The sequence below is a fragment of the Pseudomonas veronii genome (assembly GCF_002028325.1).
Lineage (GTDB): Bacteria > Pseudomonadota > Gammaproteobacteria > Pseudomonadales > Pseudomonadaceae > Aquipseudomonas > Aquipseudomonas veronii.
Window position 1 is genome coordinate 4,074,654 of record NZ_CP018420.1, and the last position, 18,333, is coordinate 4,092,986.

The 18,333-nt window shown below is 64.3% G+C and carries 11 protein-coding genes; 5 read left to right on the forward strand and 6 right to left on the reverse strand.

Going from position 1 to position 18,333, the window contains the following annotated elements; all coding sequences use genetic code 11:
* Window positions 1-84: 84 nt before the first annotated feature.
* Window positions 85-1,593, forward strand: coding sequence for an MFS transporter (locus tag PverR02_RS18420; RefSeq protein WP_079444103.1), 1,509 nt, complete (start codon window positions 85-87; stop codon window positions 1,591-1,593).
* Between the two features lie 54 nt (window positions 1,594-1,647).
* On the opposite strand, the gene sohB is transcribed toward PverR02_RS18420, so the two are convergent.
* Window positions 1,648-2,673: a protease SohB gene (sohB, locus tag PverR02_RS18425; protein WP_046383102.1), complete on the reverse strand. Its 1,026-nt coding sequence runs from the start codon at window positions 2,671-2,673 to the stop codon at window positions 1,648-1,650.
* Between the two features lie 195 nt (window positions 2,674-2,868).
* On the opposite strand from sohB, the gene PverR02_RS18430 reads away from it, so the two are divergent.
* Together PverR02_RS18430 and PverR02_RS18435 are read left to right on the forward strand one after the other, a co-directional pair.
* Window positions 2,869-3,579: a histidine phosphatase family protein gene (locus PverR02_RS18430; protein WP_017846668.1), complete on the forward strand. Its 711-nt coding sequence runs from the start codon at window positions 2,869-2,871 to the stop codon at window positions 3,577-3,579.
* Window positions 3,580-3,635: 56 nt separating this feature from the next.
* Complete coding sequence (locus PverR02_RS18435; protein WP_046383100.1) at window positions 3,636-3,950, forward strand: SCP2 sterol-binding domain-containing protein; 315 nt, start codon at window positions 3,636-3,638, stop codon at window positions 3,948-3,950.
* A gap of 179 nt (window positions 3,951-4,129) precedes the next feature.
* On the opposite strand, the gene PverR02_RS18440 is transcribed toward PverR02_RS18435, so the two are convergent.
* Window positions 4,130-6,760 carry an MGH1-like glycoside hydrolase domain-containing protein gene (locus PverR02_RS18440; protein WP_079444104.1) on the reverse strand — a complete coding sequence of 877 codons (2,631 nt, stop codon included), beginning with the start codon at window positions 6,758-6,760 and terminating at the stop codon, window positions 4,130-4,132.
* A gap of 195 nt (window positions 6,761-6,955) precedes the next feature.
* Between PverR02_RS18440 and hglS the strand changes: the two genes are divergently transcribed.
* The gene (gene hglS, locus PverR02_RS18445) at window positions 6,956-8,332 is read left to right on the forward strand and encodes a 2-oxoadipate dioxygenase/decarboxylase HglS (protein ID WP_079444105.1); all 1,377 of its coding nucleotides are present in this window, start codon (window positions 6,956-6,958) and stop codon (window positions 8,330-8,332) included.
* 174 nt (window positions 8,333-8,506) lie between these two features.
* Here the strand turns inward: hglS and PverR02_RS18450 are convergent, their stop codons facing one another.
* Complete coding sequence (locus PverR02_RS18450) at window positions 8,507-8,731, reverse strand: DUF465 domain-containing protein (protein ID WP_046383097.1); 225 nt, start codon at window positions 8,729-8,731, stop codon at window positions 8,507-8,509.
* 174 nt (window positions 8,732-8,905) lie between these two features.
* Here PverR02_RS18450 and tkt point away from each other — a divergent pair, with 174 nt between their 5' ends.
* Window positions 8,906-10,960, forward strand: coding sequence for a transketolase (gene tkt, locus PverR02_RS18455; protein ID WP_079444106.1), 2,055 nt, complete (start codon window positions 8,906-8,908; stop codon window positions 10,958-10,960).
* Between the two features lie 213 nt (window positions 10,961-11,173).
* Here tkt and PverR02_RS18460 read toward each other — a convergent pair whose 3' ends face one another.
* The 3 genes from PverR02_RS18460 to PverR02_RS18470 all read right to left on the reverse strand — a co-directional run bounded on the left by PverR02_RS18460 (window position 11,174) and on the right by PverR02_RS18470 (window position 18,331).
* Window positions 11,174-13,693 (reverse strand): excinuclease ABC subunit UvrA, encoded by a 2,520-nt coding sequence (locus PverR02_RS18460; protein WP_079444107.1) that lies wholly within the window; start codon window positions 13,691-13,693, stop codon window positions 11,174-11,176.
* A gap of 154 nt (window positions 13,694-13,847) precedes the next feature.
* The gene (locus PverR02_RS18465) at window positions 13,848-16,940 is read right to left on the reverse strand and encodes an error-prone DNA polymerase (RefSeq protein WP_167379487.1); all 3,093 of its coding nucleotides are present in this window, start codon (window positions 16,938-16,940) and stop codon (window positions 13,848-13,850) included.
* Window positions 16,916-18,331, reverse strand: a complete 1,416-nt coding sequence (locus tag PverR02_RS18470) for a Y-family DNA polymerase (protein WP_057006075.1) — start codon at window positions 18,329-18,331, stop codon at window positions 16,916-16,918. Before PverR02_RS18470 ends, PverR02_RS18465 begins: the two co-directional genes overlap by 25 nt.
* Between the last annotated feature and the right edge of the window lie 2 nt (window positions 18,332-18,333).

Below are 18,333 nucleotides of genomic sequence, written 5' to 3' on the forward strand. Positions count from 1 at the left end.
TAAGCTCAAGGTACTTCAACAGTAGAGAGCCCTTGCGATGTCCGTCAACTGCCTTTTCCATATTGCCTATAGGGTAATTACAGCATGAGCCGGGTCAGTCCACGCCTGACACTGCTGACCGCTTCCGGCGTCTGCTCGCTGATCGTGCTCGACACCAATATCGTCGCCGTCACCCTGCCGAGTATCGCCCGCGACCTGGGGGCCAATTTCGCGGATATCGAGTGGGTGGTCAGCGCCTATATGCTCGCCTTCGCCGCGTTGTTGTTGCCCGCCGGCAGCGTCGCCGACCGCTTCGGCCGCAAGCAGAGCCTGATCTGGGGCCTGGGTATTTTCATCCTCGCCTCCCTCGGCTGCGGCGCCGCGCCCAGCGCGCTGTGGCTGGATATCGCGCGCGCCGTCAAAGGCGTCGGCGCCGCGCTGCTGCTCACCTCGGCGCTCGCCTCCATTGGCCACACCTTCCACGACGAAGTGGAACGGGCCAAGGCCTGGGCGTTCTGGGGCGCGTGCATGGGCGTGGCAATGACCGCCGCACCGACCCTCGGCGGCTTGATCACCGAGTACCTGGGCTGGCGCTGGATTTTCTACCTCAACCTGCCGGTGGGCCTGGGGTTGATGGCGCTGGTGCTGCACGCCATCCCCGAGTCCCGCGATACCCTGGCTGCGCGGCTCGACCCGTGGGGCAGCCTGGCATTCAGCGCCAGCCTGTTGTGTTTGATCTGGGGGTTGATCGAGGCCAACCGCATCGGCTGGGACAACCCGCTGACCTACGCGCGCCTGCTCGGTGGCGGGTTGCTCCTGGGCGTGTTCGTGCTGGTCGAGCGGCTGCAGCAGCGGCCGATGGTCGACCTGCAACTGTTCCGTCACCCGCGCTTTATCGGCGCCCTGCTGGGCATGTTCGCCTACGCCGGCTGCGCCCAGGTGATGATGACGTTGCTGCCGTTTTACCTGCAGAACGGCCTGGGCTTTTCCGCGATTGCCTCGGGCCTGGGCATGCTGCCGTTCGCGCTGACAATGCTGATTGGCCCACGGATCGGCGCACGCCTGGCGCAACGCTTGGCGCCGGCGACCATGATGGCCAGCGGTTTGACCCTCGTCGGCTGCGGCAACCTGTTGAGCGCCTGGGCGCTGAATGTCGGCGGCTACCTGCCCTTTGCCCTGGCGATTGCAGTCACCGGGGCCGGTGCCGGTTTGCTCAACGGCGATACGCAGAAAAACATCATGGCCTGCGTGCCACGGGAGCGTGCGGGGATGGCCTCGGGCATGAGCACCACCATGCGCTTCAGCGCGATCATGTTGGCCATCGGCGTATATGGGGCACTGCTGAGCAGCCACAGCGAACAGTTGTTGCGCGCAAGTATCGACCCGCAATGGCAGGCGCAGGTGGCGGGAATCGCTTCGCGGGTGGTGGCGGGTGATATGCCGGCGGCGCTGAACCTGGTGCCCGAGGCGGCGCGGGTGAGGCTGCAACCGCTGGCGCGGCAGGCGTTTGTGGACGGGTTCAGCGGGGTGTTGTGGGTGGCAGGGTTATTGGGATTGCTCGGAGCGCTGGTGGTGGGGAGGCTGATGCGCAAGCCGATACCCACACAGAACTAAATGTGGGAGGGAGCAAGCTCCCTCCCACAGGTATTACCTATACCCCAAAAAGGCTTACCAGAACCGCTGCTGGGTCAACCGGCTCCACCAGGTCAGCAGCACGCGGTCCACCGAACCGCTGGCCGCCAGGCCCACGCGCTCTTGCAGGCTCTTGCGCTCAGAGTAATGCAGGTGGAATACCTCGGCGGTCTTGGCCTTGGTGGCCAGGTATTCGTCGCTGGTTTGCAGCTCGTCGACCAGTTGCTTGTCGAGGGCTGCAACACCCAGCCACACTTCCCCGGTCGCCACTTCGTCGATCGCCAGCTGCGGGCGATAGCGCGACACGAAGTTCTTGAACAACTGGTGGGTGATGTCCAGGTCTTCCTGGAACTTCTCCCGGCCCTTCTCGGTGTTTTCGCCAAACACGGTGAGGGTGCGTTTGTATTCGCCGGCGGTCAGCACTTCAAAGTCGATATCGTGCTTTTTCAACAGGCGGTTGACGTTGGGCAACTGCGCCACCACCCCGATGGAACCGAGGATCGCGAACGGTGCGCTGATGATCTTCTCGCCAATGCACGCCATCATGTAGCCGCCGCTGGCCGCGACCTTGTCGATGCACACGGTCAACGGCACGCCCGCCTGGCGAATCCGCGCCAGTTGCGACGACGCCAACCCGTAGCTGTGAACCATGCCGCCGCCGCTTTCCAGGCGCAGCACCACTTCGTCCTTGGGCGTGGCCAGGCTCAGCAAGCCAGTGATTTCATGACGCAGGCTCTCGGTGGCCGAGGCCTTGATGTCGCCGTCGAAGTCGAGCACGAACACCCGTGGCTTGGCCTCGGGTTTCTTTTTGCTGTTCTTCTTTTCGGCTTTGCTTTCAGACTTGCGCAGGGCCTTGAGCTGATCCTTGTCGAGCACGGTCGATTCAAGGCGCTCGCGCAGGCCTTTGTAGAAATCATTCAGCTTGCTGACCTGCAACTGGCCAGCCGATTTGCGACGACCTTTGCTGCGCAGTGCCGCGAAGCTGATCAGTACCACCAGAATCGCGACCACCAGGGTGACGGTCTTCGCCAGAAAGCTCGCGTATTCAGCCAAAAAATCCATGTGTCTCCTTAACAATGCACGGCGCCAGGCGCGGATCGCCCAAGCATACCGACGGGACCGCCGGGGAGCCAGTGCTCAAACCGCCAGCAGGCAGGCGCTCTAACACGCTTTTAAAACAAGCGTATGTTTTTTCATTGACAGCTCGCAGGCATCCTCATAACCTCGCCAGACTTTCAACGTACCGGGAAAACGGACGTGGGCAGCATCTATCTGATTCGACATGGCCAGGCCTCCTTCGGTGCAGACGACTATGACGTCCTGTCGCCCGTCGGCGTGGAACAAGCGCAAATCCTCGGTCGCCACCTGGCAGACATGGGCGTGACGTTCGACCGCTGCGTCGCCGGCGACCTGCGCCGCCAGCAGCACACCGCCACGGCCGCGTTCGATCAATACAGCGCCCTCGGCCTGGCGGTTCCAGCCCTGGAAGTCGACAGCGCCTTCAACGAATTCGACGCCGACGCGATCATCCGCGCCCTGCTCCCCGACCTGCTCACCCGCGAACCCGACGCCCTGGACATCCTGCGCAACGCCGCGCAGAACCGCAGCGAGTTCCAGCGCATCTTCGCCCTGATCATCGAGCGCTGGGTGGCCGGCACTTACGATACGCCGGGGCTGGAAAGCTGGCTGGGGTTTGTCGAGCGCGTCCAGGGTGGCCTGCAGCGTCTGCTGGAAGCGGCCGACAACACGCACAAGATCGCCGTGTTTACCTCCGGCGGCACTATTACTGCCCTGCTCCACCTGATTACCCGGATGCCGGCCGCCCAGGCCTTCGAACTGAACTGGCAAATTGTTAACACCTCGCTCAACCAGCTGAAATTCCGCGGTCGCGAGGTGGCACTGGCTTCCTTCAACAGTCATACCCACTTGCAACTGTTGAAGGCGCCGCAGCTCATCACTTTCCGATGAAGTGCGGCCAACCGTGACCCCAAGGTCGCTGGACTCTACCCTAAAGGATCGAAACCATGACTGACGTAGCTAAAGCCGTAGAAGCAATGAAAGCCAAATTCAACCCAGCCGCTGCTGCCGGCCTGGACCTGGTATTCGGTTTCTGTATCGATGACAGCGAACACTTCTCGCTGATCGTCAAAGACGGCACCTGTGAACTGCAGAAAGGCGAAAACCCAGACGCCCTGGTGACCCTGGTCATGAACGGCGAAACACTGAAAGGCATCGTCAGCGGCGAAACCGACGGCATGCAGGCCTTCATGAGCGGCAACCTGCGCACCGAAGGCGACATGATGCTGGCGATGAAGCTGAGCGATCTGTTCCCTTCCTGAGAACGCTGGCTGTAACGCACGCATTGAAACGACAAATCCCGCCAATGGCGGGATTTGTCGTTTCTCGGCCGGCGATCAGCGGCGTCGACTTTCTTGAACTGCTCCAAATCTGGTGGGGGATGGCAGCGTTCGCCATGATCTACATCCTTGTAAAACTCGGGGCGGCGAATTTACCCGATTCAAGGCGTGGAGGGTACATGCAACAGCAACGCCACCAACGCACTCCACCCCGTCTGGTGTGACGCCCCCAACCCGCGCCCGGTCTCCCCATGGAAATACTCATGGAACAACACCAGATCACGGCTGGCCGGGTCCGCCTCCAACTGCGCATACCCGGCCATCGACGGACGCAGGCCATTGTCATCCCTGAGGACCAATCGGCTCAGACGCTGGCTGAGGCTGTCGGCGACTTCCTCCAGGGACGACAGATAACCACTGCCCGTCGGGTACTCCACCGAGAAGTTATCCGCGTAGTACCGATGAAACTCGCGCAACGATTCGATCAGCATGTAATTCACCGGCATCCACAACGGCCCGCGCCAGTTGGAATTGCCGCCGTACAAACGCGAATCGGATTCACCGGGTTGGTAGCGCGCGCACAACGTGTCGCCGTTCATCTTCAGCGCCAGGGGCTGCTCGGCAAAGGCCTTGGACATTGAGCGCACACCAAATGCCGAAAGAAACTCATCGTCATCCAGCATGCGCCGCAGCAAGTCCTTGGTGCGCTCGCCGCGCAATAACGCCAGCAACAGGCGATTGCCCTGCCCCGGTTCGTTCCAGCGCGAGACCAGCTTGGCCAGGTCCGGCCGGTGGTGCATGAAGCCCAACAACCGCTCACGCAAGCCTTCGAGGCCCTCATGCTCGCGCTGTTCCAGCACCAGCACGGCGAACAGCGGCATCAGGCCGACGATGGAACGCAGGCGCACCGGTTCGTTCTGACCGTCGGGACGGTGCAGTACGTCGTAGAAGAACAGGTCCTGTTCGTCCCACAGGCCCTCGGCGCTGTCGTCGACACGGTTGATCGCGCCAGCGATATACAGGAAGTGCTCGAAAAACTTCACCGCGATATCGACGTACACGACATTGCGCTTGGCCAGTTCCAGCGCGATACGCATCAGGTCCAGCGCATACGCCGCCACCCACGCCGTGCCGTCGGCCTGATCCAGTTGGTAGCCCGGCGGCAGTGCGGCCGAGCGGTCGAACAAGGCGATATTGTCCAGGCCGAGGAACCCACCCTGGAACAGGTTGCGCCCTTCGGCATCCTTGCGGTTGACCCACCAGGAGAAATTCAACAGCAACTTGTGGAAGATCCGCTCCAGGAAATCCATGTCGCCGACGCCGGTCAACGCCTTGTCCTGCTGATACACCCGCCAACAGGCCCAGGCATGCACCGGCGGGTTGGCGTCGTCGAAGCGCCATTCATAGGCCGGCAACTGGCCGTTGGGGTGCATGAAGCGGTCCTTCACCAGCAGCAACAGTTGTTGCTTGGCATACCCCGGATCGATCAGCGCCATGGCCACCGCCTGAAAGCCCTGGTCCCAGGAGGCGTACCACGGGTATTCCCAGGTGTCGGGCATGGAGAGGATGTCGAAGTTGGACAGGTGCCGCCAATGGCTATTGCGCCGTTGCAGACGCTCGGGCGGCGGCGCGGGTTGGGTCGGGTCGCCGTCGAGCCATTGGTTCACGTCGAAGTAATAGAGCTGCTTGGACCACAGCAAACCGGCCAGGGCCTGGCGCTGCACATTGCGCGCATCGGCATCGGCAATACCCTGTTGCAACGCGGCGTAGAAGTCATCGGCTTCCTGGCGGCGCTGTTCAAACAGCTTGCGCGCATTGACCTCGGGCGCGTCCTTGGGCGCAAAGCGCAGATACACGACTTTGCGCTCCAGACCCGCCAACTCCAGGATGAAACGCGCGGCCGCCTTGGTGCCGCTGTCGCGGCGAATCGCGGTTTCCTGCCCCGCCACCACGTAATCGTTGATCCCATCCTTGAACGGCCCCGGCGCCGGTTGCCCGTCCAGCTTGGGGGCGTTGCTTTCGTTTTCGCAGAACAGCCATTCGACGCCGTCCTGGCCCCAGGCGCTGAGGTGGCGGTCCGGCAATTCATGATGCCGCGCCAGCACGCGCTCGCCGTCCAGCCGCAACTGCGGTTTCGGCGCGCCGACGGTCCAGCTCCAATCATTGCGCGCCCACACCTGCGGCAGCACTTGCAGGCGTGTCGGCTGGTCGGAGCGGTTGTGGACGCTGACGCGCATGAAGATATCGTCGGGCTGGTGCTTGGCGTATTCGACGCTGACGTCGCAATACCGGTTGTCTTCGAACACGCCGGTATCGAGGATTTCGTACTCGGCGTCCGCCAGCCCGCGCTGGGCGTTTTCGGCGATCAGGTCGGCGTAGGGAAACGCCGCGTGGGGATATTTGTAGAGCATACGCATGTAGGCATGACTCGGCACACCGTCGACGAAAAAGTACAGTTCCTTGACGTCCTCACCGTGGTTGCCCTCGGCGTTGTTCAGGCCGAACAGGCGCTCCTTGATGATCGCGTCACGCTCGTTCCACAGCGCCAGGCCCAGGCACCAGCGTTGCGCCTTGTCACTGAACCCGGCCAGGCCATCCTCGCCCCAGCGGTAAGCGCGGCTGCGCGCCTGTTCGTGCGGGAAGTAACGCCAGGCATCGCCGTCGGCGCTGTAGTCCTCGCGCACCGTGCCCCATTGGCGTTCGCTCAGGTACGGGCCCCACTCGCGCCAGCACTCGGCGGAATCGGCGGCCAGGCGCTGGCCTTCAGTGGTTTGCACAATAGTGGCGCTCATCCAATCCTCCCTCAGCCATCGCGTAAGGCCAGTGTAGAACCCATTCCCGGCGGGATGCACATGAAGACGGTTTTACCCCACTCATTCGTTTGCAGAATGAAGTCCAGAGGAATCTTCGTTTGCGCGGGCCTGCGGCGCCCAACAGAATCGGGGGTAACGGCATTCATTACTCTTACCGCAGCCAGGAATTTTTCTATGCCCAGCACCGCGTTTATCAGCCCCGACGACATCCGCAAAGGTTTTTCCAAGGCCATGTCCGACATGTACCGCGATGAAGTGCCCCTGTACGGCGCGCTGATGGGGCTGGTGGCCGACATCAACCGCCGCGTGCTCGACGCCGACCCGAGCCTGGCGCAACAGCTGCAACGGACCGGCGAAATCCAGCGCCTGGACATGGAACGCCACGGCGCCATTCGCCTGGGTACCGCCGCCGAACTGGCGACCATCCGCCGCCTGTTCGCGGTGATGGGCATGCAACCGGTGGGCTACTACGACCTGACCCCGGCCGGCGTGCCGGTGCATTCCACCGCATTTCGCGCCGTGCATGAATTCGCGCTGCAAACCAGCCCGTTCCGCGTGTTCACCTCGTTGCTGCGCCTGGAACTGATCGAGAACCCCGAACTGCGCGCCTTCGCCGAAGCCGCCCTGGCCAAGCGTTCGATCTTCACCCCCGGCGCCCTCGCCCTGATCGAACAAGCGGAACGCGATGGCGGCCTCAACGCTGACGACGCCGAGGCATTCATCCGCCAGGCCCTGGAAACCTTCCGCTGGCACCACACCGCCACCGTCACCGCCGCGCAGTACCGGCAACTGAGCGACCAGCATCGCCTGATCGCCGACGTGGTGGCCTTCAAGGGCCCGCACATCAACCACCTGACCCCGCGCACCCTGGATATCGACCAGGTCCAGGCCGCCATGCCCGGCAAAGGCATCACCCCCAAAGCCGTGATCGAAGGCCCGCCGCGCCGCCACTGCCCGATCCTGCTGCGCCAGACCAGCTTCAAGGCCCTCGACGAAACCATCGCCTTCACCGACGCCCAAGGCAGCCACAGCGCACGTTTCGGCGAAATCGAACAACGCGGCGTCGCCCTCACACCCAAAGGCCGCGCGCTGTACGACCAACTGCTGAATGCCGCCCGCGACGCACTCGGCGCCTTCCCCAACGAAGCCAACGCCGCGCATTACATGCACTTGATGGAACAGCACTTCCAGGCCTTCCCGGACGACCACACACAAATGCGCGAACAAGGCCTGGCCTACTTCCGCTACTTCGCCACCGACAAAGGCCTCGCGGCACGCGGCCAAGCCGACCAACCGCGCACGCTGGACGCGCTGATCGCCGCCGGTCACGTCGATGTAGAACCGCTGGTGTATGAGGATTTTCTGCCGGTGAGTGCCGCGGGGATTTTCCAGTCGAACCTGGGGGATGCAGCGCAAAGTCACTACGCAGCCAATTCGAACCAGGCCGAATTCGAACAGGCACTGGGGCGCAAGACCCTTGATGAGTTGGCGCTGTATGCCGAGACGCAACAACGCTCGATGGATGAATGCACTCACACGCTACTGGCCTGAAACAAACTGCCCGCCCGGCTCAGCAGCGCAATCCTCGCGCCCTATAATCCCCCAGAGCCGGGTGGACGGCGGGCATCATAAGTATCGGCGGGAAGGATGTCGTTCAGCCAAATCTGAAAAAATGTGCAAGGGAGCGACTGACGCGCTCCCTGCGGGGTGAATGGATCGCGCGCTTTACTCCAGCAAACCCTTGATCTCATCTTTAACCAACAAGCGTTTTTCCTTTAACTTCTTCAGTTCCTCATCGCTGCCGGCCGCCTTTTCAGCGCTCACCACCAGTTCGTCGACGGCGTTGTATTTATCAAACAGCGCGTTCAGACGCGGATTTTTCGCCCGGTGTCCATCGACTTCGTCCTTGCTCAAACCCAAGTCCTGATACAGGTCGTGTTTCACTGGCATGGCCTACCTCCGCAAGTTGATCAATGATTACGCCCTTGAAGCTAGCCCATTCCAGGGGGTCTTGTCATGTTTGCGGGCAAACCAGTTCCGTTCGTCGCTACACCGGCGATGGAATCAAACCTTTGCCGCGCCCTGCCCTCCACTGTAGATCGCCACCCGAGGGAGACCGGTTTCATGAATCACGCCGCCACCGCTGTCGACACCCAATGCATCAACACCCTGCGCACCCTGGCCATGGATGCCGTGCAGAAGGCCAATTCCGGCCACCCCGGCACGCCCATGGGCCTGGCGCCGGTGGGGTATACGCTGTGGAGTCGCTTCCTGCGTTATCACCCGGAGCATCCCGACTGGCCCAACCGTGACCGCTTTGTGTTGTCGGTGGGGCATGCGTCGATGCTGCTGTATTCGTTGCTGCACCTGGCCGGCGTGGTCGAGATCGATGCCCAGGGCCAGCGCTCGGGGCAGCCGGCGATCAGCCTGGACGATATCCAGCAGTTCCGGCAGATGGGCTCCAAGACCCCAGGCCACCCCGAGTACCGCATGACCACCGGCGTAGAAACCACCACCGGCCCCCTCGGCCAGGGGTGCGCCAACAGCGTCGGCATGGCCATGGCCGGGCGCTGGCTGGGCGAGCGCTTCAACCGCGACGGCCAGGTGCTGTTCGACTACAACGTCTACACCCTGTGCGGCGACGGCGACATGATGGAAGGCATCAGCAGCGAAGCCGCCTCCCTGGCCGGGCATTTGCGGTTGGACAACCTGTGCTGGATCTATGACAACAACACCATCAGCATCGAAGGCCACACCGAACTGGCCTTCAGCGAGGACGTGATCCAGCGTTTCCAGGCCTATGGCTGGCACACCTTGCATGTGACCGATGCCAACGACCTGAGTGCTCTGAGCACGGCGCTGCAGACCTTCCAGCGCAATACCGGTGCGCCGACCCTGATCGTGGTCGACAGCGTGATCGGCTACGGCTCGCCGCACAAACACAACACCGCCGCCGCCCATGGCGAGCCGCTGGGCGAGGCGGAGATCCGCCTGACCAAGGCCGCGTATGGCTGGCCGGAAGACGCCAGCTTCCTGGTGCCCGAGGAGGCGCGCACGGTGTTGCGTGATGCATTGCACGCGCGGGCCGAGCCGTTGTACCGACAGTGGCAGCAAACCCTGGCGTCCCTCGACCCGCAACTGGCCGACGAACTGCAACGCATGCGCGCCGGGAACATGCCCGAGCAATGGCAAGCTGAACTGCCCAGCTTCGACCCCGACGCCAAGGGCGTGGCCAGCCGTGCCGCCGGCGGCGCGGTGCTGAATGCCTTCGCCCGGCAGATTCCCTGGCTGCTGGGCGGCTCGGCGGATTTGTCGCCGTCGACCAAAACCAACCTGACCTTCGACGGCGCCGGACGTTTCAGTGCCGACGACTACAGCGGACGCAACCTGCACTTCGGCATCCGTGAACATGCCATGGGGGCGATCGCCAATGGCATGGCGCTGTCCTACCTGCGCCCGTACACCTCGACGTTCCTGGTGTTCAGCGACTACATGAAGCCGCCGATCCGCCTCGCGGCAATCATGGAATTGCCGGTGGTGTTCGTGTTTACCCATGACTCGATCGGCGTCGGCGAAGACGGCCCGACGCACCAGCCGATCGAACACCTGAGCCAACTGCGCGCCACGCCGGGGTTGCTGACCCTGCGTCCCGGCGACGCGAATGAAACCCTGGAACTGTGGAAGGTTGCCCTGGCCCAGACTCACCGGCCGAGCTGCATGGTGTTGTCGCGCCAACCGCTGCCGACTCTGGACCGCACGCAGTACGCAGCCGCGTCCGGTGCCGCCAAGGGAGCCTATGTGCTGGCCGGCGCCGCACACCCCGAGGTCATCCTGCTGGCAACCGGCAGCGAAGTCAGCCTGGCGGTGGCGGCGTATGAACAGCTCAAAGGCGAAGGCATTGCCGCGCAGGTGGTCTCGATGCCCAGCTGGGAGCTGTTCGAAGAGCAGCCCACCGCCTACCGCGACAGCGTACTGCCGCCAGCGGTGACCGCGCGGGTGGTGGTGGAACAGGCCGGCCCCTTGGGCTGGGACCGCTATGTCGGACAGACCGGCGCCAAAGTGGTGATGAACAGCTTTGGCGCATCGGCGCCCCTGGCCAAGTTGCAGGAGAAGTTCGGGTTTACCGTGGAGAATATGGTGAAGCTGGCCAAGCAACAGATCCAACGGCAGGAACATTGATCACAACGGTGACTGACACTCCGCTATCGGGGGCAAGCCCCCTCCCACATTGACCGCATTCCCTTGGTAGATCGGCGGGGTTAGTGGCATTTGCTCATGCTCGGGTGCCGGCGGTGAGCCCCACTCTCCCATGTGGGAGGGGGCTTGCCCCCGATAGCGGAGTGTCAGTCACTGCATGAGTACCTGAACCACTGAAGTGCGCCCCATTGATGGTCAGACCAGCTCTCGGGCGAGGAACGGCGCGGTGCGGCTTTTCTTGCTCTTCGCCACCTGTCGCGGCGTGCCGCTGGCAACCACCTTGCCGCCCAGGTCCCCAGCGCCCGGCCCGATATCGATCACCCAGTCACTCTGGGCCACCACGCGCATTTCATGCTCCACCACAACCACCGTATGCCCGGCGTCGACCAGATGGTTCAACTGGCGGAGCAAGCGGTCCACATCCCGTGGGTGCAGGCCGGTCGTCGGTTCGTCCAGCACATACAAGGTGGCGCCCCGGGCATTGCGTTGCAACTCAGTGGCCAGCTTGATGCGCTGCGCTTCGCCCCCGGACAGTTCCGTCGCCGGTTGGCCGAGGCGCAGATAGCCCAGGCCGATGTCGCGCAGCACCAGCAACGACCGCAGCACCCCCGGCTGCTCGGCGAACACCGCCACCGCCTGCTCGACGGTCAAGCCGAGCACTTGGGCAATGTTCAAACCTTGCCATTGGATCGCCAGGGTCTCGGGGTTGTAGCGCGCCCCGTGGCAGGTCGGGCACGGCGCATACACGCTGGGCATGAACAGCAACTCAACGCTGACGAACCCTTCGCCCTCGCAATTCGCGCAGCGGCCCTTGGCGACATTGAAAGAAAACTGCCCCGCATCGTAATCACGCTGCTTCGCGGCCGCTGTGGCAGCGAACAGTTTGCGCACGTTGTCGAACAGCCCGGTATAGGTCGCCAGGTTGGAGCGCGGGGTGCGGCCGATGGGTTTCTGGTCCACCTGCACCAGCCGGTGAATCCGTTCCAGCCCGGCGCTGATGCACCCGCCGCTGGTGGGCGGGGCATCGTCTTCCAGGCTCGGTTCGTCGTCGCTTTCCGGCACGCGGCCGAGGCCGCTGCCCACCAACTCCAGCAGCGCCTGGCTGACCAGGCTGGATTTGCCCGAGCCGGAAATACCGGTCACCGCAGTGAAGCAACCCAGCGGGAAATCGACACTCAAATCCTTGAGATTATTACGTGTGACGCCCTCCAGGCTCAGCCAGCCGGTCGGTTCGCGGCGCCGGGGATTGGCCGGGCGCCGTTCGGCAAACAGATACTCACGGGTCTGCGACGCTTCAACCTGCGCCAAACCCGCCGGCGGTCCGCTGTACAACACTTGCCCGCCGTGTTCACCGGCCGCCGGTCCGACGTCGATCAGCCAGTCGGCGCGGCGCATGGTTTCCAGGTCGTGTTCCACCACAAACAACGAATTGCCGGCGGCTTTCAAACGCGCCAGCGCAGTGAACAGCGCTTCGCCATCCGCCGGGTGCAGCCCCGCCGACGGCTCATCCAGCACATAGATCACGCCGAACAACTGCGAGCCCAGTTGCGTAGCCAGGCGCAAGCGCTGCAACTCGCCAGACGACAAGGTCGGCGTGCTGCGCTCCAGGGACAGATAGCCCAGCCCCAGCTCGGTCAGGGTGCTGACCCGTTCGAGCAGATCCTCGGCGATGCGCTGGGCGGCCAGGCGCTTTTCCAGCGACAGTTTCATCGTGTCTTGCCCCGCCGCCACCGGCCGCAGCAGCTCGGCCAATTGAGTCAGCGACAGTTGCGAGAGTTCGCCGATGTCCACCCCGGCAAACTTCACCGACAACGCCGCCTGGGTCAGCCGCTTGCCGTCGCACAACGGGCAGGCGCTGCCCTGCATGAACTGCGCGACACGCTTTTTCATCAGCGCACTTTGGGTGTGGCTGAAGGTGTGCAGGATATAGCGCCGCGCGCCGCTGAACGTGCCCTGGTAGCTCGGCTCCAGCTTGCGCTTCAGCGCCTCGCGGGTCTGCTCCGGGGTGAAACCGGCGTACACCGGCACGGTCGGGGTTTCTTCGGTGAACAGGATCCAGTCGCGCTGCTTTTTCGGCAAATCACGCCACGGGATGTCGACGTCATAGCCCAGGGTCACCAGGATGTCGCGCAGGTTCTGGCCTTGCCACGCCAAGGGCCAGGACGCGACCGCACGCTGGCGGATGGTCAGCGAGGGATCGGGCACCATCAGCGCCTCGGTCACCTCATACACGCGGCCCAGGCCGTGGCATTGCGGGCAGGCGCCCTGGGGCAGGTTCGGCGAAAAGTCCTCGGCATACAGCATCGCCTGCCCCGGCGGATAACTGCCGACGCGCGAATAGAGCATGCGGATCAGGCTGGACAACGTCGTGACACTGCCCACCGACGAACGCGCACTCGGCGTGCCGCGCTGTTGTTGCAGGGCCACGGCAGGCGGCAGGCCTTCGATGGAGTCCACATCGGGCACGCCGACCTGATCGATCAGGCGTCGCGCATAGGGCGCCACCGATTCGAAATAGCGCCGCTGGGCCTCGGCATACACCGTGGAAAAAGCCAGGGACGACTTGCCGGAACCGGACACGCCGGTAAACACCACCAGGGCATCCCGCGGGATATCCACATCGACGTTACGCAGGTTATGTTCGCGAGCGCCGCGAACCCGGACGAACCCAAGGTGTTGGGTGGTGATCTGAGGGATGTTGCGCGATGAAGTCATGGTCAACCTTGTGGCGCGGCAAGCACGCGGCGCACCCGATGCGTCTGGGTTTCGGGGTTATAGGGCTTGCTCAGCAGATGAATGTCGGGCTCAGCAGGTGCGGGATTTCGTTTCATTGCATATAGCTTATCCACGCAGGCCGGGGCAACTGCGCTCAGTGAAAATCCCGGCTGCGCACGGCGATGCCTTGCAGCAACGGCGACAGGTCGGTGAGGCGCCCAGCGATCAGGTGCCGCACCTCGCCCACCGCCTCCCAGCGCCCGTCCACCTTGAGCAGGCGCGAGCCGACCAGGGCCTGGCGCTGACGTTCTGCCAGGTCGCGCCAGACCACCACATTCAGGTTGCCGAATTCATCCTCCAAGGTGACAAAGGTCACACCGCTGGCGGTGCCGGGGCGCTGGCGACCGGTCACCAGGCCGGCGACGCTGACAGTGCGGCCATGCTCCACCGCCATCAGCTCGCGGGAACTGCGGCAGCGCCGTTTGCGCAATTCATCGCGCAACAACGCCAATGGATGCGGGCCCAGGGTGGTGCCGAGCGTGGCGTAATCGGCCTGCAGGTCTTCGCCCACCGTGGGTGTCGGCAACTCCACCCGCGCTTCGTCGGGGCTGGGCAGGCCGGCGAACAGCCCGAGTTGTTTGTGTACCCCCGCCACTTCCCAGCGCGCCGTGTGCCGGCTGCCGGCCAACGCCCGCAAGGCTCCGGCATCCGCCAGCAAGGCTTGGGCGCGGGGATCCAGCCCGGCGCGTCGGTCGAGGTCGGCAATGTCGCTGAATGCACGGTGCTCGCGCGCCGCTTCGATCCGTCGCCCATCCTCTTCGCGAAACCCCGCGATCATGCGCAACCCCAGGCGAATCGCCGGTTGCGCGCCAGCGATGGGTTCCAGGCTGCAATCCCAGTCACTGGCCTGCACGTCCACCGGGCGGATCTGCAAACCATGGCGCCGCGCGTCCTGCAGGATCTGGTCCGGGCTGTAGAACCCCATGGGCCAACTGTTGATCAACGCACAGGCGAAGGCCGCCGGTTCATGGCATTTGAGCCAGCAACTGGCGTAGGTCAACAAGGCAAAACTGGCGGCGTGGGATTCCGGGAAGCCATAGCTGCCAAAACCCTTGATCTGCTCGAAGATCTGCGCGGCGAAGGCTTCGCTGTAGCCGTTTTTGAGCATACCGGTGCGCAAGCGTTGCTGGTGCGGTTCAAGGCCGCCGTGACGCTTCCAGGCCGCCATGGAACGGCGCAACTGATCAGCTTCACCGGGGCTGTAATCGGCGGCAACCATGGCGATCTGCATCACCTGTTCCTGGAACAACGGCACGCCGAGGGTGCGTTCGAGCACCGCTTCAAGCTGCGGCGACGGATAGGTGGTGGGCTCCTCTTTGTTCCGCCGCCGCAGGTACGGATGCACCATGCCGCCCTGGATCGGCCCCGGGCGCACGATGGCGACTTCAATCACCAGGTCGTAAAAGGTCTGCGGCTTGAGCCTGGGCAACATCGACATCTGCGCCCGCGACTCGATCTGGAACACGCCGAGGGTGTCGGCCTTGCTGATCATTGCGTAGGTGGCCGGGTCTTCCTTGGGGATCGTCGCCAGGCACAGGTCGTGGCCACGGTGGCGACGCAGCAGGTCGAAACAGCGGCGGATCGCGCTGAGCATGCCCAGGGCGAGGATATCCACCTTGAGCAGGCCGACGGCGTCGAGGTCGTCCTTGTCCCACTGGATGATGGTGCGCTCGGCCATCGCCGCATTTTCCACCGGCACCAGGGTGTCCAGCGGGTGTTCGGAAATCACGAAGCCGCCGGGGTGCTGGGACAGGTGCCGGGGGAAGCCGATCAGTTGCTGGGTCAGCGCGAGTATGCGGCGCAGCACCGGGCTGTCGGGGTCGAAACCGCCCTCGCGCAGGCGTTCCAGGGGCGGCGCTTGGTCACTCCAGCGCCCGCAGCACTCGGCCAGGGCATTGACCTGGTCCGGCGGCAAACCCAGGGCCTTGGCCACATCGCGCACCGCGCCGGCACCGTGGTAGCTGCTGACCACCGCCGTCAGTGCTGCGCGGGTGCGGCCGTAGCGCTGGAACACGTATTGCAGCACCTCTTCGCGGCGTTCGTGTTCGAAGTCGACGTCGATGTCCGGCGGCTCGTTACGCTCCCGGGACAGGAAGCGCTCGAACAGCATGTTCATCAGGCTCGGGTTGATCTCGGTGATGCCCAAGGCGAAACACACCGCCGAGTTGGCCGCCGAACCCCGGCCCTGGCACAGGATCGAACGGCTGCGGGCAAAGCGCACGATGTCATGCACCGTGAGGAAATAGCTTTCATAGCCCAGCTCGCTGATCAGTTCCAACTCGCGGTCGATCTGCTGCCGGGTCTTGGCGCCGACCCCTTGCGGCCAGCGCCGGGCGATGCCTTCTTCGGTGACGGCGCGCAGCCAGGATCGGGCGTCATGGCCGGCGGGCACCAGCTCACGCGGATAGTGGTAGCGCAGTTGGCTGAGGTCGAAGGTGCAACGGCGCGCGATGGCCAGGGTTTCGTCGAGCAACGACGGCGGATACAACGCCTGTAACGCCGACAGGCTGCGCAGATGCCGCTCGCCATTGGGATGCAGGCGCGTGCCGGCTTCGGCCACCGGTACGTGATGGCGGATGGCGGTCATGGTGTCTTGCAGGGCGCGGCGGCCGCGGGCATGCATATGCACATCGCCGCAGGCCACCGCCGGGAGCTGCAGGCTGGCGGCCAGGGCCAGGCGTTGCTCCAGGTGACGCGCATCGTCCTGCCCGCAATGCAGATGCACCGCCAGCCACAGGCGCTCGGCGAAGGTACGGCGCAGCCATTGGATCGAGGCCTGGGTGTCGCTGTCTTCGGCAATCCAGAGCGCCAACAGGCCGGGCAGCGGTTGGTCGAAGTCTTCTGGCAGCAGGCGATAACGGCCCTTCTCCGCCCGCCGCCGGGCCAGGGTGATCAAGCGGCACAGGTGCTGGTAGCCGCTGAGGTCTTCCACCAGCAGTAGCAGTTTCGGGCCGTTTTCGACGCGCATCTCACTGCCGATGATCAGCGGCAAACCCACCGCTTTCGCCGCCTGCCAGGCGCGCACGATGCCAGCCAGGGTGCATTCGTCAGTGATCGCCAGGGCGCTGTAGCCCTCGCGCTTGGCCCGCTCGAACAACTCCAGCGCCGTGGAGGCGCCGCGCTGGAAGCTGAAGTTGGACAGGCAATGCAGCTCGGCGTAACTCATGCGAACCAGCCTTGCAGCCACAACCCGTCGCATTGTCCCACGGTGCGGTAGGCCCAGCCTTGCTGGCCGGCGCGGGTCTGGATCAGGTAATAGTCGCGGCGGATATCGGCGCCATCCCACCAGCCCGATTCGATGCGCTCCGGGCCCTTCAGGATCTGCACGCCCGCCTCGGCCAGCAAGGTCGGCTCGGCGAGCAGCCAGCCGGGGCGTTGCACGTTGTTCAAAGTAGGGCACGGGTTTTTATCGGTCGCCGCTTGCCAGGCACATTCGGGGCGGTGGTCGGCGTGAAAGCGCAGGCCGTGTACCGCCTCATCGCCAAGCCGGGCGCGCAGGCGTTCGCGCAGTTGCGCCCAGGGCAGGGTCTGTTGCGGGCGGTCGTCGAACAGGTCCTGGCGTTGCGGCACGAACACCGGCAGGTCCTGGGCCACCAGGCGAACACCGCGCACGGGGGACGTCACTTGCACCTGCTCCAGACGCCCGCGGGCCAGTTCGAACAGCATCGGCGCTTCACGCTCGGCGCTGAGCAGGCCGACCGGGATCACGCTGTCGGGGGCCTGGGCGTGTTCCAGGTGCAGGGCGAAACGCTGGACGCCACTGTCGCGGCCACAGAGGAAGGCGGACAGGTCGCCGGTCAGGCGGCGCAGCGGGAATAACAGGGCCTGGTGGGATTGCACGTCGTAGTTCAGCTCGATGCGTACATCGAAGCGGTCCGGCGGCTGATAGAAGCCCAGCGCCAACGGCCGCTGCCCGCTCAGGGCATCCAGATGCTTGAGCAACGCCGCATCGAAGCGCCGCGCCAGTGTGTGCCGGGGCAACGCCTGCACCTGGGCCAGGCTGCGCAAGCCCATGCGCGACAAGGCGATAGCGGCCTGCGGGTCCAGGCCGGCGCGGTCGATGGGCAGTGGCGCCAAGGCCTGCATCAACGCGTGATCATCGGCCACGGCCAGGCCATCGTAGCGGTTCGCCAGCACCCGCGCCGCCGCCGGGTTGGGCGCAGCGACGATGCGATGACGAAAGCCCAGCTCGCTCAGCTCTTTGCGCAGGCGGGCCTCGAAGCGCGGCCAGGGCCCGAACAGGCCCAGGCTCGACTCGATCTCAAACAGCAAGGCGCGCGGGTAAAACACGCTGACCTGGGAACTGAACTGGTAGGCCCAGGCCGCCAGAAACTGCTGCCAGCGTTCGATCTCCACGGGGTCGTATTCGGCGCAGGCAAAGGTTTTGACCAGCGCATGCGCCGCCGTCAGCGATTGACCGGAGCGCAGGCCCAAGGCATGCGCGGCCGCGTTGACGGTTTGCAGGACGCGCCGCTGCGGCGTGCCGGCCAGCAGCGCCAGCGGCTCGTGCGGCGTCGGATGCATACGCTGCACCGCGTCCAGCGCCAATTGCGGGAAGACAATACACACCCAGCGCATGC